This window comes from Paenarthrobacter sp. CC6 (assembly GCF_040560085.1).
Classification (GTDB): domain Bacteria; phylum Actinomycetota; class Actinomycetes; order Actinomycetales; family Micrococcaceae; genus Arthrobacter; species Arthrobacter nicotinovorans.
Genome location: NZ_JARDAN010000001.1, coordinates 1 through 21812 on the forward strand (window position 1 = coordinate 1; position 21812 = coordinate 21812).

Here is a 21812-nt window from a genome sequence, read left to right on the forward strand (position 1 = left end):
CGTCCCACCTCGCGTGAGGTGGGACGGCCGCCGTCGTTATTGGCCTGAAACTAGTTGGCCGGGTAGTTGCGCTCCGGCTCCCCTGTGTAGAGCTGCCGCGGGCGGCCGATCTTGGTCTGGGGGTCGTTGATCATTTCGCGCCACTGGGCAATCCAGCCCGGGAGGCGTCCAATGGCGAACAGAACGGTGAACATCTTCTCCGGGAAACCCATGGCCTTGTAGATCAGCCCGGTGTAGAAGTCGACGTTCGGGTACAGCTTGCGCTGGATGAAGTAATCGTCGGCCAGGGCCTTCTCTTCGAGGCGCATGGCGATATCCAGCAGTTCGTCGTTGCCGCCGAGCTTGCCCAGGACTTCGTGTGCCGTTGCCTTGATGATCTTGGCGCGGGGATCGTAGTTCTTGTAGACACGGTGTCCGAAGCCCATGAGGCGGACGCCGTCTTCCTTGTTCTTGACCTTCTCCATGTAGTCCTCGGGCTTGATGCCGTCGGCTTGGATCTGGCGGAGCATCTTCAGGACGGCCTCGTTGGCGCCACCGTGGGCGGGTCCGAAGAGGGCGTTGATGCCGGCGGACACCGAAGCAAAGAGGTTCGCGTTGGACGAACCCACCAGGCGGACGGTGGAGGTTGAACAGTTCTGCTCGTGGTCTGCGTGCAGGATGAGCAGGAGGTCCAGCGCCTTGACGACAACCGGGTCCATTTCGTACTGCTCAGCCGGGAGGCCGAAGCTCAGGCGCAGGAAGTTCTCCACGAGGTTCATGGAGTTGTCCGGGTACAGCATGGGCTGGCCGATGGACTTCTTGTGTGCGTAAGCGGCGATGACGGGCAGCTTGGCCATGAGGCGGATGGTGGAAACTTCCACGTGCTCCGCGTTGAAGGGATCCAGCGAGTCCTGGTAGAACGTGGACAGCGCCGAAACAGCCGAGGAAAGCACCGGCATGGGGTGGGCGTCGCGCGGGAACCCGCCAAAGAAGCCCTTGAGTTCCTCGTGCAGGAGCGTGTGGCGACGGATGCGCTGATCGAACTCTTCCAACTCCGTGGGGGTGGGAAGGTTGCCGTAGATCAGCAGGTAGGAAACTTCGAGGAAGCTCGAGTGCTGCGCGAGCTGCTCGATGGGGTAACCGCGGTACCGCAGGATGCCTGCGTCGCCGTCGATGTATGTGATGGCCGAGGTGGTGGCCGCTGTGTTCATGAAGCCGGGGTCATAGGCAACGGCGCCCGTCTGCTTCAGCAGCTTGGAAACGTCGTAGCCTTCGTTTCCTTCTACAACCTTGATGCGCGGCAGTTCGAGTTCGCCGCCGGCATGGCGCAGTGTCGCGCTGGTGGTCTCAGTCATGGAGTCCCCTTCATGAGGCCTTTGGGCCTCTATCGAACGCTTGTCCAACCACCTTCTGGTGCCGCCGCCTTCGGCCCCGCTGTCGCAGGGCTCCAACGGCCGGAGTGCATTCTTAGAGAAGGCCACCATTGATAGTCAGTTAAAAAGCTACCTCCAGTAACCCCGCGGAACTAATCCGCAGCCTCCGGTTACTGGCGGAATGGCGCTATAAGTGGCGCAAGTCACAGCATTGTTATGCGTTGGCGACAAGCCTCTCAACGGCGGCATCGATTCGCTCGTCACTGCCGGTCAGGGCGACGCGGACGAAACCGTTACCGGCGTCTCCGTAGAAAACTCCCGGCCCCACCACAATGCCCAGTTCCGCGAACCTTGCCACCGTGTCCCAGGTGGCCTCGCCGGCTGTGGACCACAGGTAAAGCCCGGCCTTGGACTGGTGGATCTGCAGCCCGAATTTCTCCAGGGCGGGCACGATCCTCTCGCGCCTCCCCCTGTACAGATCTTTCTGGGCGAGGACATGGCCGGCATCGCCCAACGCCACGCGCATGGCCTCCTGGACGGGGAACGGCACGATCATGCCGGCATGCTTGCGGCTGTTGACCAGGTTGGCGATGATCGCGGAATCACCGGCGACGAAGGCTGCCCGGTAACCGGCAAGGTTGGATTGCTTACTCAACGAGTAGACGCACAGCAGGCCATCGGTGGAGCCGTCTGTGACCCTGGGATCCAGGATGCTGGGGACAGCCTCTCCCCCGCGCTGGGCATCCCATTCTCCCCATCCCAGTTCTGCGTAGCACTCGTCCGAGGCCACCACTGCGCCCAATTCGCGGGCCTGGGCTACGATCCGACGAAGCGACCCGACATCCCGGACACTTCCTGTGGGGTTGCCCGGAGAGTTGATCCAGACCAACCGGACCTTTGCACGGGTTGCCGGATCCAGCTCATCCAGGTCATCGGCAGCAACGGCCGTGGCACCTGCCAATGAGGCGCCAATGTCATAGGTCGGGTAGGCGACCGTGGGCCGGACGACCACGTCACCGGCGCTCAATCCCAACAGGAACGGCAGCCAGGCCACCAGTTCCTTGGAGCCCACCGTAGGCATGACGTCCTTCGGGTCCAGCCCGGGCACCCCGCGCCTGGCGGCGAACCAGTCGACGACAGCCTGGCGCAGTGCCTCGGTGCCGTGCACCGTCGGATAGCCGTGGGCGTCCGCTGCGTTGGCCAACGCGTCCCGGATCAGTCCGGGGGTGGGATCCACCGGGGTTCCGATGGAAAGGTTCACTGCGCCGCCCGGGTGTTTGGCAGCCTTGGCGACATACGGCGCCATGGCTTCCCAAGGGTAGTCAGGCAGGTTCAGGCCGAAAGCCGGTGCCGCTGAGATCAACCTAGCTACCGCCCTTAGTGGTCTTGGTTCTGCGGGGGCAGGGCAGCGATGAACGGGTGGTCCTTGCCCGTGTTGCCGATCTTGGCAGCCCCACCCGGAGAACCGAGGTCATCAAAGAACTCGACGTTGGCCTTGTAGTAGTCGGCCCACTCTTCCGGGGTGTCATCCTCGTAGTAGATGGCCTCTACCGGGCATACGGGTTCGCAGGCACCACAGTCGACGCACTCGTCGGGGTGGATGTAGAGGGAACGCTCACCTTCGTAAATGCAGTCGACAGGGCATTCTTCAATACATGCCTTGTCCTTGACATCCACACACGGCTGCGCGATTACGTACGTCACGTCCCAGACCTCTCCACGGTTTGTCCCGGCGATGGCCGGGTAATACTGCCGGCATGATGCCGGGCACTCAACTTCTGAGCCTATTATCCAACAGTGCGATCACGCCAACCTAGCCCGCGTCTTAGTATGAAACGGTGAATCCGCCACACTTGCCTCCCCGCCAGTTCCTGCTCAACGCAACGCCGGGCATCCGGGTGGTGGTGCGGTACAAGATCGAGGAAGGCCTCACCGACGCCCTGGGCTACTTGCTGGGCAGCAACGACACCGTTTGCACGGTACGGACCCGCACCGCCGACGTCGAAATTCCCTTGGCGTTGGTCATCGCGGCGAAAGAGGTTCCGCCGCCACCGCCGCGGCGACAGGCGTCCTAGTTCGAAGGCGGCTGGCCGCCACGAGCATGACCAGTGTCACAGCGCCGATCCCAAAAACCCAGACGTTTCCGACGGCGTCGCCCAGCACCAACTGCTTGGACGGCCCCGCCGACGACAAAACGCCGACGGCGGCATAGCCCACCACGCCGGCCACCGCCGTCGGGACGATTGAGCGCGACCAGGCTGCGAGCCATAACTGGACCGAAGCGACGAGCAGCAGAGCCGCAGCAACGCCCCAGAAGATCTCGACGCCGGCCCACTGGATGGCCTGGCGGTGCAGTGCCGTTCCTGCCGCAGCAACGAAAAGAGCCGCCGGTACGGCCGCGGCTATGCCACGGACCGTACCGGCGACTCCCTTCTTCATGCAGCTGTCCTTGACCGGTTCAGAACCAGCGGGTGTTAGGACTTGGCGCGGGCACGGTTGGCCTTTGCGCGCTCGTTGGAGTCCAGGATGACCTTGCGGATACGGATTGCATCCGGGGTCACCTCAACACACTCGTCTTCGCGGGCGAATTCGAGGGACTCTTCGAGGGTCAGATCGCGCGGCGGCGTCAGGTTCTCGAAGGTGTCGGAGGAAGCTGCACGCATGTTGGTGAGCTTCTTTTCCTTGGTGATGTTGACGTCCATGTCGTCGGCGCGGGAGTTCTCGCCAACGATCATGCCCTCGTAAACCTCGGACGTGGGCTTGACGAAGAAGGAGCCGCGTTCCTGCAGGTTGATCATCGCGAACGGGGTCACAACACCGGCGCGGTCGGCGATCATCGAACCGTTGGTGCGGTATTCGATGGGGCCGGCCCACGGCTCGTAGCCCTCGGAGATGGAAGCTGCGATACCGGCGCCACGGGTGTCCGTGAGGAACTTCGTGCGGAAGCCGATCAGGCCTCGGGCCGGAACGATGAATTCCATGCGGCACCAGCCGGTGCCGTGGTTGGCCATGTTGGTCATGCGGCCTTTGCGGGCTGCCATGAGCTGCGTTACGGCGCCGAGGTACTCTTCGGGGACGTCGATGGTCATGTGCTCCATCGGCTCGTGGATCTTGCCGTCGATGGTCTTGGTAACAACCTGCGGCTTGCCAACGGTCAGCTCGAAGCCTTCGCGACGCATCTGCTCCACCAGGATGGCGAGGGCGAGCTCGCCACGGCCCTGGACTTCCCAGGCGTCAGGACGCTCGGTGGGGAGAACCTTGATGGAGACGTTACCGATGAGTTCCTTGTCCAGGCGGTCCTTCACCTGGCGGGCGGTGACCTTGGCGCCCTTGACCTTACCGGCCAGCGGCGAGGTGTTGATACCGATGGTCATGGAGATCGCGGGATCATCCACGGTGATCAGCGGCAACGGCTGAGGGTTCTCGGCGTCCGTGAGGGTTTCACCAATGGTGATGTCCTCGATGCCGGCAACTGCAACGATTTCACCGGGACCGGCTTCTTCGGCAGGAACACGGGTCAGGGCCTTGGTGGCCAGCAGTTCGGTGATCTTGACGTTCTTGAGTTCGCCGTTGGCGCGTGCCCAGGCAACGGTCTGGCCCTTGCGGAGCGTGCCGTTGTAGATGCGGAGCAGGGCGAGGCGGCCAAGGAACGGCGATGCGTCCAGGTTGGTCACGTGAGCCTGCAGCACGCCGTCCGGGTTGTATGTCGGAGCCGGGATGTGCTCGATGATGGTCTTGAAGAGGGGCTCAAGGTCCTCGTTGTCCGGGGCCGAGCCGTTGGCCGGCTGGTCCAGGGATGCGCGGCCGACCTTGGCGGCGGCGTAGACAACCGGAACCTCGAGTACCTTGTCCAGGTCCAGGTCCGGAACTTCGTCCGCGAGGTCGGAAGCGAGGCCCAGGAGCAGGTCCATGGACTCGTGGACAACCTCGTCGATACGGGCGTCAGGGCGGTCGGTCTTGTTGACCAGGAGGATGACCGGCAAGTGCGCAGCAAGGGCCTTGCGGAGCACGAAGCGGGTCTGCGGGAGGGGACCCTCGGAAGAGTCAACCAGCAGGACAACGCCGTCAACCATGGACAGACCGCGCTCCACCTCGCCACCGAAGTCGGCGTGGCCAGGGGTGTCGATCACGTTGATGGTGATGGTCTCGCCGTTGGACGACGGGCCGTTGTAGGCAACCGTGGTGTTCTTGGCGAGGATGGTGATGCCCTTTTCGCGCTCCAGGTCACCGGAGTCCATGACGCGGTCCTCAACCTCACCGTGGGAAGCGAAGGAGTTGGTCTGCTTGAGCATGGCGTCGACCAGGGTGGTCTTACCGTGGTCAACGTGTGCGACGATCGCGACGTTGCGCAGATCGCTCCGCGACGCAGTGTTGGTGATGGTTTCAGACATGCGTTAATGACTCGATTCAGTGGTGAAGTCAGCTGTTTGTATCCGCGCGCATACCTGATCGACTTGATCGGAACACACAGCGAAAAGACCCCGGGACACAGGGCACCTGCATCCAGTCTAAACGCAGATGCATTTCTGAGCCTAAAAAGCAAGCCATCGGGCCATGAATTGTGGCGTCAGTCACAGCAGGTCACGTGTTCGTAAACACAAGTCAAGATGCTGGATTTTCCCGCTCCCGTGCCCCATGATTGCAGCAGAACCAGTGCCCCACGGAGACCAATCAATGCGCCAATCTTCGGCCGTGTTTCGCATGATCGCACCTTTGATCGCCGTTGGCGTCCTTACGGTCGGTTGCGGACCAAGCCCAGTGCCAACCAGTGCCCCCTCACGATCCGCTGCGCCCGCGCCCGCCCAGACGGCCGCCGCTGACAAACCACTCAGGGTTGCCCCGCAACCCAGCGCCCTGAATCTCCCGGCAGGTTCCCTGTACAAGAATCCGACGAACAACCGCAACGAACTGGTGCTGGCCGATGTCCGCCACACCGCCGTATTGATCGGTGATTCCCAAGCCATGCCGGCGGGTTCCTGGCCGCAGCAAGGCATCGCAGCCCTCGGCTACAAACTGCATGTGGTGGGCATGGGCGGTACCGGATACGTCGCCACCAACGGCAAGACCGGCAACTACATTGACGCCTTGCAACGCGGCGACTGGGTTCTCCCCTATGGCGAGCCACCGTTGATCGTGGTGGAGGGCGGCGGAAACGACGCCACGCAGCGCGCCACGGATGCTCAGATCACCGGCAACGCCGAGCGGCTGCTGGCCGCCTTGAAGACCCGCTACCCGGGCTCACGCCTGGCCATGATCGGCACCCTGGCCCGCGGCGTCAGCAACGGAGGCGGACGACGCACGGAAGTGGACGCCCTCCTGGGCCGGATCGCCGCCAAGCACGGCATTCCTTTCGTCAGTGCCGGCGATTGGCTCACCCGATACGACGCCATCAGTGACCTACAGGACGGCGTTCATTTGAGGGCGACCGGACACGCGAAGCTTGGTGTCGCCCTGGCGCGCGAGCTAACGGCCCTGGGCCTCACTGCCCGCCCGGACAACCCGCAGCCGGCAAAGTAGGCGACCGTACTAAACGGCAAGAGCCGGTGGTTCCCTTTCCAGGGAACCACCGGCTCTTCTGCTGTACGGCAGCAGGATTACGACGCCGGTCAGGCCACCGCGGGCGGCAGCAACAGCGAACCACCGGGGATCGCATCCAAGAGGGCCTGCGTGTAGGCCTCGCGGGGATTGTCGAAGACCTCGTCCGTGCTCCCCGTTTCCACGAGCTTGCCCTTTTCCATGACGCAAACGTGGTCTGCGATCTGACGGACCACAGCGAGGTCGTGGGTGATGAATAGGTAGGTCAGCCCGAGGTTGTCCTGCAGGTCGGCCAACAGGTTAAGCACCTGGGCCTGCACCAGGACGTCCAATGCGGAGACGGCCTCGTCACAGATAATGACTTCCGGGTCCAATGCCAGTGCACGCGCGATGGCGATACGCTGACGCTGGCCGCCGGAGAGCTCGTTCGGGTATCTGCGCATGGTCGACTGCGGAAGCGCCACCTGATCCAACAGCTCACGAACCTTCTTTTCGCGGCTGGCCTTGGTGCCGATTTTGTGAGTACGCAGCGGCTCTTCGATGGTTCGGAAGATGTTGTACATCGGATCCAAGGAACCGTAAGGGTCCTGGAAGATCGGCTGCACCCTGCGGCGGAACTTAAACAAGTCCTTGCTGTTCAACGTTGATGTGTCAACGCCGTCGAAAATGATCTTCCCCGAGGTGGGTTCCAACAGGTTAAGCACTATCTGCGCCACAGTCGACTTACCGGAGCCGGACTCGCCCACAATGGCTGTGGTAGTCCCTCGACGAACGGAGAATGACACTGCGTCCACAGCCTTGAAGTCCGTGGTTTTGCCGATGCCGCCACGAAGTTTGAAAACCTTGGTCAGGTCTTCAACCTTCAGGACCTCTTCAGGCAGCGCGGATTCAACGACCACAGGTTCGCTGGGCGCCAACAGTTCGTCGGACTCAACGCCCTGTTCCTTGGCAACCTGAATACGCCGGGAGGCCAAGGACGGGGCCGAGGAGACCAAGCGCTTGGTGTACGGGTGCTTCGGGTTACGCAGCAACTCGAGGGACGGACCGGATTCCACAACCTGTCCCTTGTACATCACCACCACCTTGTCCGCCCGCTCGGCAGCCAGCCCGAGGTCGTGGGTGATGAGGAGTACAGCGGTCCCCAATTCGGACGTCATCTTGTCCAAGTGGTCCAGAATCTGTCGCTGGACGGTCACGTCGAGTGCCGACGTGGGCTCATCCGCGATCAGCAAACGCGGCTGGCAGGAAAGGCCAATGGCAATAAGCGCGCGCTGGCGCATTCCGCCCGAAAACTCATGCGGATATTGCTTGGCACGACGCGCCGCATCGGGAAGACCAGCTTCGGACAAGACCTTGGCGACATCCTCCGGCCCGGACGGAAGGCCGTTGGCTTTCAGCGTTTCCTTGACCTGGAAACCGATCTTCCACACCGGGTTGAGGTTGGACATCGGGTCCTGCGGCACCATTCCAATGGAGTTGCCACGAAGCTCAATCATCCGCTTTTCGCTCGCATGGGCAATGTCTTCGCCGTCAAAAAGGATCTCTCCGGCAGCCACCCGCCCATTGCCCGGAAGCAAACCAATGGCTGCAAGGGCGGAGGTGGACTTTCCGGATCCGGACTCGCCCACAATCGCCACGGTCTCACCCGGCATGACAGTGAAGTGCGCGTTCCTGACGGCGTTAACCTCGCCGTTGCTTGTCGCGAAGTTGATTGCCAGGTCCCTGATCTCCAGCAACGGACGTTCGAGGCCAGCGGATTCTTCTTTGATGTGAACGGAAGGGTTCATGGCTTGGCCTTTCATCGTTTACGCGCTTTCGGGTCCAGAGCATCACGAAGGGCGTCACCCAACATGATGAAACTCAGAACGGTGATGGAAAGGGCGATAGCCGGGTAGAGCAAAGGCATGGGATTGGATCGCAACGATGCCTGCGCTGCCTGGATGTCGTTGCCCCAAGACATCACGCTTGGTGGTAATCCGATGCCGAGGAACGACAGGGTGGATTCCGCCACGATAAATGTGCCCAGCGAGATGGTGGCAACAACAATGATCGGAGCCAGAGAGTTGGGCAGCACGTGGCGAAGCAAGGAGCGGAAGCGCGAAACACCCAATGACCTTGCAGCCATGACGAAGTCCGCATTCCGCACCTCAATGACGGCGCCTCTGGTGATTCGGGCAATCTGCGGCCATCCGAAGGTAATCAGAATCAGGATGAGCGTCCACACCGTGCGGTTGGCCCGGAAGACGGGAAGCTGCATCATGACGATTGCGCCAAGGATGAGGGGCAGAGCAAAGAAGATATCAGTGAGCCGAGCCAGGAGTGCGTCAGCCCAGCCACCGTAGTAACCGGCGAGGGCACCCACTGTGCCGCCGAAAATGACAACTCCAAGCGTGGTGAAGAGGCCAACTGTCACAGACGAGCGCGTTCCGAAGATGACGCGTGCGTAGACATCGCAGCCCTGTTTGTTAAAGCCGAGCGGGTGGCCGCTGACAGGTCCGCCGTTCGAGTTGGCCAACTGGCAAGCTTCGCCAGAGGGATCGATCGGTGAGAAAAGGCCCGGGAACAGAGAGACGACGACTACGACCAGGATCATGAAGGCCGAAATGATGAACAGAGGCTGCTTACGCAGATTCTTCCAGGCCTCTCCCCAAAGACTGGAAGGGGCTTGGTCTTCTTTTACCTTGTCAGTGGCTTGCAGTGGCGTCTCTTCGAGGTCCGCAACGAAGTGCTCGATGTGACGCGGGGCTGTGTCCTGCCCCGTCAGGTTGTTATCAGGCGTCATAGCGGATCCTCGGGTCAAGCCAGGCGTACAAAAGGTCAACAATCAGGTTCGAGACACAGTAGACAAGCACCAGAACTGTGACGATCGATACCACGGTAGGTCCTTCGCCGGACAGGACTGCCCTGTACAACCTGTTGCCTACGCCAGGTACGTTGAAGATACCTTCGGTGACGATCGCGCCACCCATGAGGGCGCCAAGGTCAGCACCCAGGAACGTGACAACGGGGATCAGCGAGTTGCGCAGAATGTGCACGTTGACCACACGGAAACGGGAAAGCCCCTTGGCAGTGGCCGTCCGAACGTAGTCGGCGTTCATGTTCTCGATAACACTGGTTCTGGTCAGTCTCAAAACGTAGGCGAAAGAGGCCAGCCCCAGGACGATCGCCGGAAGAATAAGGTCCGGTATGGTCGCAGCCGAACTCACGGTAGGTTTAGCCCACCCCAGCTGGACGCCGATAAAGAACTGCAAAAGGAAACCGAGCACGAAAATCGGGATACCGATGACGATCAACGAAGCGATCAGGACAGTGCCGTCAAAAAGCTTGCCCTTGCGCAGACCTGCGATGAGACCAAACGCAATGCCAAAAACACCTTCAAAGATCAGTGCCATGACAGCCAGGCGGGCCGTAACCGGGAACACTTCGCCAAGGACGGCAGCGATGGGACGCCCGGAGAAGTCCTGGCCCAGATCAAACGTAAAAATGCTCTTGAGGTAGAGCAAGTATTGAACGATAAACGGCTGGTCCAGGTTGTATTGCGCCCTGAGCTTTGCCGCGACGGCTTCATTGACAGGCTTGTCCCCAAAAAGTGCCGCAATGGGGTCGCCCGGGAGGCTGAAGACCAGGAAATACACAAGGAGGGTGGCCCCCAGGAAGACAGGAATCAGCTGGAGGAATCTTTTCAGGATGTATGTGGCCATTAGCGCAATACACCCCGAACAGCAGGCACCCGGTCCAGGGGTGCAGCGGAGTTGTTCATCGAAGAACCTTTTCGTTCGATGTGCAGGAGTTCAGGGCCGACGGTCCAAGTATGCCTGCACAAGGACGCCCAACCGGAGTTGGGCGTCATTGATTTGCAACGCGATACGGCGGCGGTAGCGCCTCTAGAGCGCCCCCGCCGCCGATCGTTATTTACTTGCCAGTGATGTTGTAGTACAGCGGGACGCCGTCCCATCCGTAGTCAACATTCGAGACGCCGGTGCTCCAGCCACCCTGCGATACCTGGTACCACAGCGGGATAGCCGGGAGGTCCTGCAGAAGGATCTCCTGGGCCTTGTTCATGGCCTTGTTGCCTTCTGCAACCGAGGGGGCCGAGAGACCGTCAGAGATGGCCTTGTCAAAGGCGGGGTTCTCGTAGCGGGCATCGTTCGAGCCTGCGCCGGTCTTGTAGATCGGTCCCAGGAAGTTGTACAGCGACGGGTAGTCTGCCTGCCAACCTGCACGGATCGAACCGGTCAACTTACCAGACGTTGCAAGGTCGCGGGCTTCCTTGAAGGTAGCGAACGGAAGACCCTCAGCCTTGATACCAAGGTTGTTCTTCAGCTGGTTGGTAACGGCCTCAACCCAAGCCTTGTGGCCGCCCTTGTCAGCGTTGTACGCAATGGTGAAGACCGTGTTCGGGTCCCACTTCTGAATGGCGTCGGCCTTGGCCCACAGATCCTTGGCCTTGGCAGCATCGAACTTGAGGTTGTCGGAGCCCGGGATGCTGTCGCTGTAGCCGTCCAGAACCGGTGCCGTGAAGTCCTTGGCGGGCTGACGGCCACCGCTGAAGATTACCTTGGTGATCTCTTCACGGTTCATGGCCATGGAGATTGCCTGGCGCCGCAGCTTGCCCGCTTCTCCGCTCCACTCGGGGAGGTACTCGGGAATGGCGATGGTCTGGTTACCGGCATACGGCTTCTCGATGAAGCGATCGCCGAGGTCGGTCTTGAAGTTCGCGAGGGCGCTCGTGGGGATCGTCTGGAGGATGTCCAGGTTGTTGCCCAGGAGATCCTGGTAGGCGGCGTCATCGTTCTGGAAGATCTTGAACGTCACGCCACCGTTCTTGGCCTTACGGGGACCGTTGTAGTCGGCGTTCGGAACGAGCTGGATCTGCACGTTGTGCTGCCAACCGTTCTCAGCCATCTTGTACGGACCGTTGCCTACCGGCTTCTCGCCGTACGTCTTCGGGTCCGCGAGTGCTGCGGCAGGGACCGGCATGAAGGCGGTGTAGCCGAGTCGCAACGGCCAGTCCGACTCAGGCTGCTTGAGTTCGACCGTGAAGGTGGTGTCATCCACAACTTTCAAGCCGGACATGGTGTCGACGGTGGAACCCTTGGCACTGGTTTCGTCGTAGCCCTTGATGCTTTCGAAGAAGGTTGCGCTCAGCTGAGCGTTCTTCGCTGCTGCACCATAGTTCCAGGAGTCAACAAACGTCTTGGCCGTGATGGGGTCGCCGTTGGTGAACTTCTGATCCTTCTTGATCTTGATGGTGAAGTTCTGCGCGTCAGGTGCCTCAATGGACTCGGCCAGTTCATTGACCGGCTTGCCGGAGGGGTCGTAGCTAACGAGCCCGGAGAAGATCAGCGTTGCGATCTTTCCGCCGCCGACCTCGTTGATATCTGCCGGCATCAGCGGCCGCTGCGGTTCTGAACCGTCAGCGATGATGACCTTGTTGGGGTTACCGCCGGATGCGCCGGAGTCGTTGTTGCCGCCGCCGCCGCAACCGGTCATTGCGAGGGCGATGACCGCCGCTACGCCTAGAGCTTTGGAAGTGCGCGAGAAACGCATTCCGCCTCCTATGAGTCGGGAAGTTGATCAGGGGAATTTTGGTAGGTTCCCCCAAGGCAAGGCACAGATTCCTACTGTGACGTTGCCTACATGTGAGTGTAAGCCTACCCACATTGCGTCCGGATGTTGGAACGTGCTGGCCAAACTGTAACCGTTCCGCAACCTCTACATGCCTAAAACGACGGGAATTTCAAGTCAAACACTACTCGGTGGTAGCATTCGCTGTCTGACAGCAGGACAGGACGTATTTCAGCCGCAGAAGCAGCCTGGTCCCCGCTTCATCTTTCGCCCCATGGATGGGCTGGGTCAATGGCAACGGCTGTCCGTGCCCGCTGTTCCCGCTGACTTTCCCGAACCTAAAAGATCTCCATACTGTTGAGGCCCCTCCCGGCGAACCGGGAAGGGCCTCAAGCTGTGGATGCTAGTAGTTGTTGAACGACACCTTTACCTTGCCGCCATCCAGGCTGATGTTGGCGCTCAGTGATACTGAGGTGGTGTCCGTTGTGGTCTTCCAGTCCGGCGTCCCGAAACCATATGAGTTGTCCTTCTCATAAGTGACGGTCGCTTTCCCCGGATTCGACGTGCGTACACGCCACGGGGCTTCGCCGTAGCCCTTGCTGACAACGAACGTGGGCTTGGTGGTGAGTGCCCAGCGGAAGTTCTTTGTGTAGCGCGAGGAACTGTAGCTGTTCAAGGGGCAGTTGGCCGGCCGGGCCTCGGTGGACTTCACACATTCAGCCAGGTAGGCATCGATTTGGGCCATTGCCTCTGACTTCAATGCTTCTGAAGCTTCCACCTTCAGGCTGGCCGTTGAAGAAGTCGACACGGTGCCGATGGTCACCATCGTGGTCAGCTTCGGAGCTGACAGATACTTCTCCGAGGACGGCAACTCCACCGTGTACTCGCCAGGCAAGGCGGGATACGTCACGGAGCGGCTGTCAGAGAGGTTGACATCAACTGACTGTCCATTGATCAGGAGGGTCTTCACCGGGGTGTCGGACGAAATGCGCAAAGTCCGGGGAGACGCGGAGTCCATGACCCAGTGATCATCCAAGAACTCCGGGTTGGACTTATGCAAACGGTAGGTCGTTTGCTGTTTCCGGCCGTCCTGGTACATGGCGGCAACCACGGTGGCTGTGTCGTTTGAGACATTCGTAGACACGATCTCAAACCTGTCGATGCGCTTGCCCGCCTTGGAATAGACCTCATCGGTCAGCAGAATTCGCTGGTCAGTGGCGACGCCGGGATCGGCGATGGCCATCGCCTTGGACGCCTCGCCATTCTGCAGCGCCTGGAGGTAGCCGGCGACGGCTTTGTCTGGTCCGTTGTTGCCCTTGATCACATCGACGGCGATGAATGCCCCGACGACCAGTACGACGACCAGACCAGCTGCTCCCAGGATCAGACCAAGCTTGCGCTTCGCTTGGGCAGTCATGGGCTCTCTGGGTGCCAGGGCCGGGTGAGCCGCAGCGGGAGCCGGCACGGATTGACCGTCACCAGGTGCGGTGGCAGCCTGTTCAGCAACGACAGGCTTGGCGGGAGCGATCCTGCCCGCCAGGGACAAGGGCACATACCTGCTCAACTGTGGCGCCAGGAAACGTGCTGAAACTTCCGTTGCGCCGCCCCAAAGCAGCAAGATGAACGGCGTCCACCACGCCAGCGTCATACTGACGGCCCCCGAAGCCAGCGACCCGGCGTCGAACGTTCCTGTTACGCCACTGAGCCACGTCATCAACGTCCCGGCCACCAGGAAAGAAGCGGGAAGCAGGACCCAGTCGGTGATCTTGTTGCTGACCACCGGCCCCCGGCGCAGGTACCAGAAAACAGAAGCCACCACGACGGAGACCAATGCCAGGAGAAGCATCAGCCACCCGGCCCAGCCCGGCACGCCGAATTGGGTGAGCGCATTGCCGAATCCAAAGCTGATATCCGAGCCTGATGAATTAGACGACGAAGACATGCTGGAACCGGAATTCCAGGTGCGGCTAACGGCACTCAGGTGGCCCAATCCGAACATGAAAAAGCCTGCGGTGGGCGCCCACAAAGGTGAAGAGAGCGAGGCCTGCCATCCGGACTTAATGCCGATGGCAATTACCAGGACGGGAATCGCAATGGCAAGAAATACACCATAATGAACGGCCACAGCTTCGAAGGCCCGACCGATTGCGGCACCCGGCCCACTAAGGGCCGGGACGCGCGGTTTACCCGACATCCGCCCCAAATATGCGGCGAGGGTTCCGAGGATCAGCGCAAAAATCACAGAGCCAAAGGTCACGGCCCCGATCGAGCTGACCTTCACATTGGGAATGGGCAGGTTCACGGCAAATATCGCACCGAAGGCGTTGACCAAGAGGGTGAAGACGAGGCCGGCTGTTGCTGCCTCGATCCAGATTCCGGCTGTGGTGTGGGCTTCGGACCGCTTTGCGGCAATCCGTGCGGCAAGGAACAGGACTGCAACTGAGATGGCAGTCAACAACAGTGGAACGGCAAAGAATGATGCCGAACCCTGGACGCTTCCGACTAACGGAAATGTTGCGTCGATGCTCGTGCCGAGCGCCCCAAGCTGGCTCATGACTACCAATTGAACGGCCAACTGACCCATCAGGGACCACGGGGACGGCATGCTGCTGCTATTACCGCCGGAAACCATCGAATTGGACGGGAGATCGGTGTTGCCGCCGTTGCTGATGGCCACACCTATAAGAGCCAGAATCAGGAAGAGAAATGCGGTGATGAGAACGGCTGCATAGGAAATGGCCCCCACCAGGGCCCCCGGAATCAGCGACTTTGCGTCAAAAGAACTGACGACGCTGGACACCGGCCCAGTTTTGAGGCCGGCGTTGGTAGGGCCAATATTTTTGGTGCCGCTTTCTGCACCGATGGCTGAATGGCTGTCCGGTGCCGCATTGTGCGGGACTGTATTCGGCGACGGCCCGTCCGGAGCGGCAGTCGGTTGATGTGGTTCGGTCATAACAATTTCCCCCTATTGTTTTCTCTACTGCTCATGGTGCCATAGCCAGACATAATTCATGGGGTCGTCATAACCGGCGGACCGCTCCGGCAGACACCACGAAAAATATGCCGCCCTCCGATTCACGGGGGCGGCATATTTCCATCAATTAAAATCTAGACGTTGAAGCGGAACTCCACCACGTCGCCGTCGGCCATCACATACTCTTTGCCTTCGATGCGGACCTTGCCACGGGACTTTGCTTCGGCCATGGAGCCCGCCTCGATGAGGTCATCGAAGGAGACCACCTCGGCCTTGATGAAACCGCGCTGGAAGTCTGAGTGGATCACACCTGCTGCCTGGGGCGCGGTGTCGCCCTGGCGGATGGTCCATGCACGGGTTTCCTTGGGACCGGCGGTGAGGTAGGTCTGCAGGCCGAGCGTGTGGAAACCGACGCGAGCCAGTTGGTCAAGGCCGGATTCGGACTGGCCGTTCATTTCCAGCATCTCTCGGGCTTCTTCCTCGTCCAGTTCGACGAGGTCGGATTCGAGCTTCGCGTCAAGGAACACGGCGTCGGCCGGGGCAACCATGGCGCGCAGTTCTTCCTGCTTGGCGGGATCGCCAAGGATGCCTTCGTCGGCGTTGAAGACGTAGATGAACGGCTTGGCCGTCAGGAGTCCAAGCTCCTTGAGGTGGCCCATTTCGAGCTTGTCGCTCTTGATGGAGGAGAAGATGGTGTCGCCACGTTCCAGCACCGTCTGGGCGGCCTTGATGGCTGCCAGCTCAGCGGCATCGCGCTTCTTGATCTTGACTTCTTTTTCGATGCGCGGAATGGCGTTTTCGATGGTCTGAAGGTCAGCGAGGATCAGCTCGGTGTTGATGGTCTCCATATCGGAGCGCGGGTCGACCTTGCCGTCGACGTGGATGACATCGGGGTCGTCAAAAACGCGGACGACCTGCGCGATGGCTTCAGCCTCGCGGATGTTGGCCAGGAATTTGTTGCCCAGGCCTTCGCCTTCGGACGCGCCCTTCACGATGCCTGCGATGTCCACGAAAGACACGGGAGCGGGCAGCAATTTCTGCGAACCGAAGATTTCGGCCAGCTTCGCCAGACGGGGGTCAGGCAGGTTCACGACGCCTACGTTGGGCTCGATCGTGGCGAACGGGTAGTTCGCAGCGAGCACCTGATTGCGGGTCAGTGCGTTGAAAAGGGTTGATTTGCCGACGTTGGGCAGTCCGACGATGCCAATAGTAAGAGCCACGAGCATTGATTCTACCCGTAGGAAGCCCGTCCCCGCTTGCCCTGCACGGTCAGCACGCGTACTGCCGGTCCGCCTCGCTAAAACTGTCGCACCCCTGTGACAGGGTTGCCTTATGGATGGATTTGGATTGGTTTTGGCCTTGCTGATGCTGCTGGTTGGCGCTGCGGTTGGTCTCGCTGCCGGCTACGTTGCCTTCCGACGCCGGGGCGCTGGCTTGGAAGAGGACTTCGACGCCGTCTCGTCGCGGCTTTCGGAGGTGACGGCGCAGTTGGCAGCGGCCGACGCCGAGCGGCGGCTTTTGTTTACGCAGAACCGCGAGTTGAGCGCGGCCAGGAACTCCGACGGCAGTGTTCTGCGGGCGTTGGCTCCCGTAGCTGAGAAACTTACGGCGGTACAGCAGCAGGTGTCATTGCTGGAGCGCGACCGCGTGGAGCAGTACGGACAGCTTGCCCAACAGCTGCAGGACGCACGCCTCTCCGATGAACAACTCCTCAGGTCGACACACGCGCTGGCTTCCGCCCTTCGTTCCAACAGCGCGCGTGGCCAGTGGGGCGAGGTGCAACTTCGGCGCGTAGTGGAGGCGTCAGGGATGCTGCGGCACGTCGACTTCCACGAACAGGTGCATTCGGGCAGAACCGAGAATACGTTGCGGCCGGACCTCGTGGTTCAGCTGCCTGGCGGCAAGCAACTTGTGGTGGACGCCAAGGTACCGCTGGCCTCCTACCTCGCTGCCCAGGAGCAGTTGCATGGAGACGGGGCCTTCGGTGAATCGGTAGCCCCTGCCAGCAACCAGGACTCGAAGACACTCCTTGCACAGCACGCCAAAGCGCTCAAGGCCCACATCGATGCACTGGCAACCAAGAAGTACTGGGACATTCCGGGTAACTCCCCCGAGCTGGTGATTTGCTTCCTTCCGGCGGAGTCGATCCTGGCATCCGCCCTTGAGGCCGACCCGGCCTTGCTGGAGCACGCTCTGTCCCGGAACGTCGTGCTTGCCTCCCCCGGCACGCTGCTGGCAGTCCTCAAATCAGTGGCCTTTACTTGGCGGCAGGATGTCCTCACGGACAGCGCCCACGAGCTGTTTGAGCTCTCCAAGCAGTTGTACGAACGGATGGGCACACTGGGCGAGAACGTCAGCAAGCTGGGAAGCTCTCTCAAGACCTCAGTTGATCGCTACAACGCCATGGTAGGCACCTTGGAAGCGCGAGTGCTCCCCACGGCCCGCAAGCTCAACACCATGGACGATGCCGGACTTACGGCCCCGCCGTCGGTGGAAGCCGTCCCCAGGGCGCTGGCTGCACCTGAACTCCTTGAAAACAGGGAAGATCGGGATTCAGCAGCCTGACTGAAAAGACCCGTTGCGGGCCGTCCGTAGACGTCCCGCAACGGGTCAAATGTCCGGATCCCAGTGTCTGGGTTTGAGACCTAGGATGAGGGGCGGTTTCCGCGCCCGCCCAGGGCACGCGTGACGTCGCCTGCCTTCTTCAACGTGGCACGCAATTCCTTGGGCAGCGAGAAGAGGAGGTCTTCCTCTGCCGTGACAACTTCCTGGACTTCGCCATAGCCATAGTCCGCGAGCAGTCGCAGGACGTCCTGCACCAGGACTTCAGGAACGGAGGCCCCGGAGGTCACGCCTACGGTAGCCACGCCTTCGAACCAGGATTCGTCAACTTCGTTCGCGAAGTCGACGCGATATGAACTCTTGGCCCCGTATTCGAGGGCAACTTCAACCAGGCGTACTGAGTTGGAGGAGTTTGCTGAACCCACAACGATCACGAGGTCGGCCTGCGGAGCGATCTTCTTGATGGCTACCTGGCGGTTGGTGGTGGCGTAGCAGATATCGTCGCTGGGCGGATCCTGAAGCGTCGGGAAGCGGTCCTTCAGCAGACGGACCGTTTCCATGGTCTCGTCCACACTCAGCGTGGTCTGCGAAAGCCAGATGGTCTTCTCTGGGTCACGGACGGTGACCTTGTCTACCTCGTGGGGGCCGTTGATGATCTGGATGTGCTCGGGAGCTTCGCCGGCCGTACCTTCGACTTCCTCGTGGCCCTCGTGGCCGATGAGCAGGATGTCGTAGTCTTCCTTGGCGAAGCGCACAGCCTCTTTATGGACTTTGGTGACCAAGGGGCAGGTGGCATCGATGGTGCGCAGGCCACGGTCCTCAGCAGACTGGACAACAGCGGGGGAAACGCCGTGTGCCGAGAAGATCACCAAGGCGCCCTCGGGAACTTCGTCGGTTTCCTCCACGAAAATGGCTCCCTGTTCTTCCAGGGAGCTGACCACATGGACATTGTGGACGATCTGTTTCCGGACATAGACAGGCGGCCCGTAGTGCTCCAGGGCCTTCTCAACAGCGATGACAGCCCTGTCGACACCGGCACAGTAGCCGCGCGGAGCTGCCAGCAGGACCTTCTTGGGACCCGTAACGGGAGCCGCTGCCTGTACCTCTTCCGGAGATCGCCGTCTGCGGGGCACCGTTGGCATCGGGATGGAAACTGCTGTGCTGGTCATGCCTCCATGCTACCGGCCCGGCCTTTAGCTCAGGGCAGAACGTGACCGTTGTCGCCCTGAGACCACAGCTGCTATGACGCCCACCACAAGGACAACGCCGGAGACGACCGCTGCAATCACAACCCATTGCCCGAAGCCTGCGCGGGCCGCAGTGAGGAACTCATCCTTGAACAGCTCCGCCACACCGTTGGCGCTGTCGAGGTTCCCCACCACTCCCCCGGCAAGATCAGCCCCGACAGTCCAAAGGGCTGCAAGGGCGAGCCCGCCAAGTCCGAGGAACACCAGAACCAGGGAACGGCGTCGAGAGGCAACGAGCGCCAGAAGGGCCGAAATTACAGCGCCAAGGGCCGCCACCCACCACAAGGGAGCGAACGTCGCGACCCGCTCGACGAGTTGTCGGTGGGAAGGCTGCCCCAGCGATACCAGGCTCTCGGCCGGAACATCAATGCGAATAGTGGTGGCCTCGGCGAAGTGGTCGCGAACAAGCCTGACCATGGGACCGATGTCCAGGACAAGTGCGGTACTGCCACGGGCTTCCTCGGCTTGGTCCACTGTGCCGAAGTTGAGTTTGTGGCTGTTCCTGACGGTGTCCTCCCAGGCCTTCGGATAGTCGCTCCACGACTGCATGCCCGAGGCAGCTTTCCGCAGGGCATCGGCGGCCAACGACTGAATGGGATCGGGGAGATCCACTGAGGACTCAAAGGTCCCTACAGCGGCCGCAGCCAGCCTGCCCTGGAATCCGGGGTCATTTCCAAGGGATCCGGCGATACGGACAAACCCTTCTTCCTTGACGATGTTCTGGTCCACCCACGCGGTGGGAACGGCGACGGCCGTGAGGAGCACGGCGAGGACCACTCCAACTGCTGAGACAAAAGTACGCAAGGTCATCCTTGGGGTTGGGGGCAGTGCCACCATCCTAGGTCTGTCCACATGATAGGAAAAATGTCGGAGCCGGCGGTAAAGCTATGGATAGAGTTGGAAGGCGGCCGGCATCCAAGGACGCACCCCTGAATGAGGACGACAAGAATGCAGCCACAACCGCAGCGACCGGAACAGGCACGGATCAGCCATGTCCGCTGAAGCGACGCCGGAATCAACCCTCCCCGGGACCGCTGCCGAAACCAGCCCGGACAATCCCTGGCCTCTGCAACTGCTGTCCCGGAAACTCAAAGCCCACATCGAGCGTGCACCGGCGGCCTGGATCGAGGGCCAGGTCATTGAAATGAACCGCAGGGGCGGCAACGCCTTCCTCACTCTCCGCGACGTCGACGCCGAGATTTCCTTGCCGGCCTCCGTATGGTCCACCGTGCTGGACCGGCAAAAAATTCCGTTGGAGCGCGGTTCACGGGTGGTGGCGCTGGTGAAGGCGGACTTCTGGGTCAAAACCGGGCGCCTGAACATGTCGGTCAAGGACATCAGACCGGTAGGCCTCGGTGACTTGCTCGCGAGAATTGAAAGGCTGCGCCAAGCCTTGGCAGCTGAAGGCCTGTTTGCCGATTCCCGGAAGAGGAAGCTGCCGCTGCTCCCCCACCGCATTGGCCTGATCACCGGCAGGGACTCGGACGCCAAGAAAGATGTCATGCGTAATGCCGCCCTGCGGTGGCCCGCAGTGGAGTTCGATGTCAGGGAGGTGGCCGTCCAGGGCAACACCGCTGTTTCCCAGATCATTGCCGCTTTGAAGAAACTTGATGCCGATCCCCAGGTGGACGTCATCGTACTGGCCCGTGGTGGCGGCGCATTGGAAGACCTCCTGCCGTTCAGCAACGAGGACCTTATTCGCGCGGTCTCGGCGGCAAGCACCCCGGTGGTCAGTGCCATCGGCCATGAAGCCGACAGGCCAATCCTCGACGATGTTGCGGACCTCCGCGCTTCCACGCCCACGGATGCCGCCAAGAGGATCGTTCCGGACGTCGCAGAAGAACTGGCCATGGTCCGGCAAGCGAGGGAGCACCTGCGGCGCGGCATCAGCCGCATGGTGGACCGCGAAATGGACAGGCTTCATTCCCTGAAATCACGCCCTGTCCTTGCCTCCCCGGCAACCATGGTGGACGCCCGCGCCGAGGATATCCATCGGCTCCAGCGCAGAACACATTCAGCGGTCAGCACGGCCGTTGTGAGGGCACTGGACCAAGTGCATCACCTGCGGGCCCAGGTCCGGGCACTGTCACCCCAGAAAACCTTGGACCGCGGTTACGCCGTTGTCCAGCTCCTTGGAGAGGACCAGGCAGGGCACCATGTGGTCAGCGCTCCCGATGAGGCTCCGGACGGGACTGCACTCGCCATTCGGGTAGCCCACGGACGATTCAAGGCCGTCTCCGCCGGCCACGGGGAAATCCTGGATCCCTGATTTCCCCACAGCCCTGCAAACCCACGCAAAGGACATCATGACCGACAACAATCCATCAGCTCCCGGGACCGATCCCCTGGACTCACTGAGCTACGAAGAAGCCCGCGAACAACTGGTCGCCGTCGTCAGTCGGCTCGAGGCCGGAGGGGCCAGCCTCGAAGAGTCCCTGGCCCTCTGGGAACGCGGCGAGGCCCTTGCAAAACGCTGCGAGGACTGGCTGGAAGGCGCCCGCAAGCGCCTGGCGACCGCCCGCGACGCAGGGAACGACGCCGGAGCTCCCGCCGGCTCCGACTGACGCCAGCAGG

General features: G+C 61.2%; 18 protein-coding genes. 5 read left to right on the plus strand and 13 right to left on the minus strand.

Going from position 1 to position 21812, the window contains the following annotated elements; genetic code table 11:
- Positions 1 to 50: 50 nt before the first annotated feature.
- From PV760_RS00005 to fdxA, 3 genes are all read right to left on the minus strand, one after another.
- Entirely contained in the window at positions 51 to 1334 is a 1284-nt protein-coding gene (locus tag PV760_RS00005) for a citrate synthase (protein WP_018776553.1), read from the minus strand.
- 232 nt (positions 1335 to 1566) lie between these two features.
- Positions 1567 to 2715 carry a succinyldiaminopimelate transaminase gene (gene dapC / locus PV760_RS00010; protein ID WP_079580638.1) on the minus strand — a complete coding sequence of 383 codons (1149 nt, stop codon included), beginning with the start codon at positions 2713 to 2715 and terminating at the stop codon, positions 1567 to 1569.
- Positions 2716 to 2729: 14 nt separating this feature from the next.
- On the minus strand, positions 2730 to 3056 hold the full coding sequence (gene fdxA, locus PV760_RS00015) for a ferredoxin (protein ID WP_018776555.1): 327 nt from the start codon (positions 3054 to 3056) through the stop codon (positions 2730 to 2732).
- Between the two features lie 134 nt (positions 3057 to 3190).
- On the opposite strand from fdxA, the gene PV760_RS00020 reads away from it, so the two are divergent.
- Complete coding sequence (locus PV760_RS00020) at positions 3191 to 3427, plus strand: putative acetyltransferase (protein ID WP_082499713.1); 237 nt, start codon at positions 3191 to 3193, stop codon at positions 3425 to 3427.
- Here PV760_RS00020 and PV760_RS00025 read toward each other — a convergent pair.
- Together PV760_RS00025 and typA are read right to left on the minus strand one after the other, a co-directional pair.
- Positions 3375 to 3791: a hypothetical protein gene (locus tag PV760_RS00025; protein WP_354626877.1), complete on the minus strand. Its 417-nt coding sequence runs from the start codon at positions 3789 to 3791 to the stop codon at positions 3375 to 3377. The two genes, PV760_RS00020 and PV760_RS00025, sit on opposite strands and share 53 nt — an antisense overlap.
- A gap of 35 nt (positions 3792 to 3826) precedes the next feature.
- Positions 3827 to 5743 carry a translational GTPase TypA gene (gene typA / locus PV760_RS00030; RefSeq protein WP_018776557.1) on the minus strand — a complete coding sequence of 639 codons (1917 nt, stop codon included), beginning with the start codon at positions 5741 to 5743 and terminating at the stop codon, positions 3827 to 3829.
- A 244-nt stretch (positions 5744 to 5987) separates the two neighbouring features.
- Here typA and PV760_RS00035 point away from each other — a divergent pair, with 244 nt between their 5' ends.
- Entirely contained in the window at positions 5988 to 6869 is an 882-nt protein-coding gene (locus PV760_RS00035; RefSeq protein ID WP_370874698.1) for an SGNH/GDSL hydrolase family protein, read from the plus strand.
- An 89-nt stretch (positions 6870 to 6958) separates the two neighbouring features.
- On the opposite strand, the gene PV760_RS00040 is transcribed toward PV760_RS00035, so the two are convergent.
- From PV760_RS00040 to ychF, 6 genes are all read right to left on the minus strand, one after another.
- Positions 6959 to 8674, minus strand: coding sequence for an ABC transporter ATP-binding protein (locus PV760_RS00040; RefSeq protein ID WP_354626878.1), 1716 nt, complete (start codon positions 8672 to 8674; stop codon positions 6959 to 6961).
- An 11-nt stretch (positions 8675 to 8685) separates the two neighbouring features.
- Complete coding sequence (locus PV760_RS00045) at positions 8686 to 9669, minus strand: ABC transporter permease (protein ID WP_018776560.1); 984 nt, start codon at positions 9667 to 9669, stop codon at positions 8686 to 8688.
- Positions 9659 to 10588 (minus strand): ABC transporter permease, encoded by a 930-nt coding sequence (locus PV760_RS00050; protein ID WP_018776561.1) that lies wholly within the window; start codon positions 10586 to 10588, stop codon positions 9659 to 9661. Before PV760_RS00050 ends, PV760_RS00045 begins: the two co-directional genes overlap by 11 nt.
- Positions 10589 to 10799: 211 nt before the next feature.
- Positions 10800 to 12437, minus strand: a complete 1638-nt coding sequence (locus PV760_RS00055) for a peptide ABC transporter substrate-binding protein (protein WP_354626879.1) — start codon at positions 12435 to 12437, stop codon at positions 10800 to 10802.
- A 421-nt stretch (positions 12438 to 12858) separates the two neighbouring features.
- On the minus strand, positions 12859 to 15255 hold the full coding sequence (locus PV760_RS00060) for a hypothetical protein (protein WP_354626880.1): 2397 nt from the start codon (positions 15253 to 15255) through the stop codon (positions 12859 to 12861).
- A 308-nt stretch (positions 15256 to 15563) separates the two neighbouring features.
- Positions 15564 to 16649: a redox-regulated ATPase YchF gene (ychF, locus tag PV760_RS00065; RefSeq protein WP_026266974.1), complete on the minus strand. Its 1086-nt coding sequence runs from the start codon at positions 16647 to 16649 to the stop codon at positions 15564 to 15566.
- A 112-nt stretch (positions 16650 to 16761) separates the two neighbouring features.
- Between ychF and PV760_RS00070 the strand changes: the two genes are divergently transcribed.
- Positions 16762 to 17994 (plus strand): DNA recombination protein RmuC, encoded by a 1233-nt coding sequence (locus PV760_RS00070; protein WP_018776565.1) that lies wholly within the window; start codon positions 16762 to 16764, stop codon positions 17992 to 17994.
- A gap of 80 nt (positions 17995 to 18074) precedes the next feature.
- On the opposite strand, the gene PV760_RS00075 is transcribed toward PV760_RS00070, so the two are convergent.
- Positions 18075 to 19160 carry a 4-hydroxy-3-methylbut-2-enyl diphosphate reductase gene (locus PV760_RS00075; RefSeq protein WP_018776566.1) on the minus strand — a complete coding sequence of 362 codons (1086 nt, stop codon included), beginning with the start codon at positions 19158 to 19160 and terminating at the stop codon, positions 18075 to 18077.
- Between the two features lie 24 nt (positions 19161 to 19184).
- Positions 19185 to 20048 (minus strand): hypothetical protein, encoded by an 864-nt coding sequence (locus tag PV760_RS00080; protein ID WP_026266975.1) that lies wholly within the window; start codon positions 20046 to 20048, stop codon positions 19185 to 19187.
- Positions 20049 to 20229: 181 nt separating this feature from the next.
- Between PV760_RS00080 and xseA the strand changes: the two genes are divergently transcribed.
- A complete protein-coding gene (xseA, locus tag PV760_RS00085) occupies positions 20230 to 21507 on the plus strand; it encodes an exodeoxyribonuclease VII large subunit (protein WP_354626881.1) in 1278 nt (425 codons plus the stop codon).
- A 37-nt stretch (positions 21508 to 21544) separates the two neighbouring features.
- On the plus strand, positions 21545 to 21802 hold the full coding sequence (locus tag PV760_RS00090) for an exodeoxyribonuclease VII small subunit (RefSeq protein WP_018776569.1): 258 nt from the start codon (positions 21545 to 21547) through the stop codon (positions 21800 to 21802).
- The last annotated feature ends 10 nt before the right edge of the window (positions 21803 to 21812 follow it).

What these genes read in the sequence shown, in the direction of transcription:
- PV760_RS00050 (WP_018776561.1), bottom strand. Translation starts at nt 10,588, where the DNA reads ATGGCCACATACATCCTGAAAAGATTCCTCCAGCTGATTCCTGTCTTC.
- PV760_RS00090 (WP_018776569.1), top strand. Translation starts at nt 21,545, where the DNA reads ATGACCGACAACAATCCATCAGCTCCCGGGACCGATCCCCTGGACTCA.
- xseA (WP_354626881.1), top strand. Translation starts at nt 20,230, where the DNA reads ATGTCCGCTGAAGCGACGCCGGAATCAACCCTCCCCGGGACCGCTGCC.
- PV760_RS00070 (WP_018776565.1), top strand. Translation starts at nt 16,762, where the DNA reads ATGGATGGATTTGGATTGGTTTTGGCCTTGCTGATGCTGCTGGTTGGC.
- PV760_RS00080 (WP_026266975.1), bottom strand. Translation starts at nt 20,048, where the DNA reads ATGACCTTGCGTACTTTTGTCTCAGCAGTTGGAGTGGTCCTCGCCGTG.
- PV760_RS00045 (WP_018776560.1), bottom strand. Translation starts at nt 9,669, where the DNA reads ATGACGCCTGATAACAACCTGACGGGGCAGGACACAGCCCCGCGTCAC.
- PV760_RS00075 (WP_018776566.1), bottom strand. Translation starts at nt 19,160, where the DNA reads ATGACCAGCACAGCAGTTTCCATCCCGATGCCAACGGTGCCCCGCAGA.
- typA (WP_018776557.1), bottom strand. Translation starts at nt 5,743, where the DNA reads ATGTCTGAAACCATCACCAACACTGCGTCGCGGAGCGATCTGCGCAAC.
- PV760_RS00005 (WP_018776553.1), bottom strand. Translation starts at nt 1,334, where the DNA reads ATGACTGAGACCACCAGCGCGACACTGCGCCATGCCGGCGGCGAACTC.
- PV760_RS00055 (WP_354626879.1), bottom strand. Translation starts at nt 12,437, where the DNA reads ATGCGTTTCTCGCGCACTTCCAAAGCTCTAGGCGTAGCGGCGGTCATC.
- PV760_RS00040 (WP_354626878.1), bottom strand. Translation starts at nt 8,674, where the DNA reads ATGAACCCTTCCGTTCACATCAAAGAAGAATCCGCTGGCCTCGAACGT.
- PV760_RS00035 (WP_370874698.1), top strand. Translation starts at nt 5,988, where the DNA reads ATGATTGCAGCAGAACCAGTGCCCCACGGAGACCAATCAATGCGCCAA.
- PV760_RS00025 (WP_354626877.1), bottom strand. Translation starts at nt 3,791, where the DNA reads ATGAAGAAGGGAGTCGCCGGTACGGTCCGTGGCATAGCCGCGGCCGTA.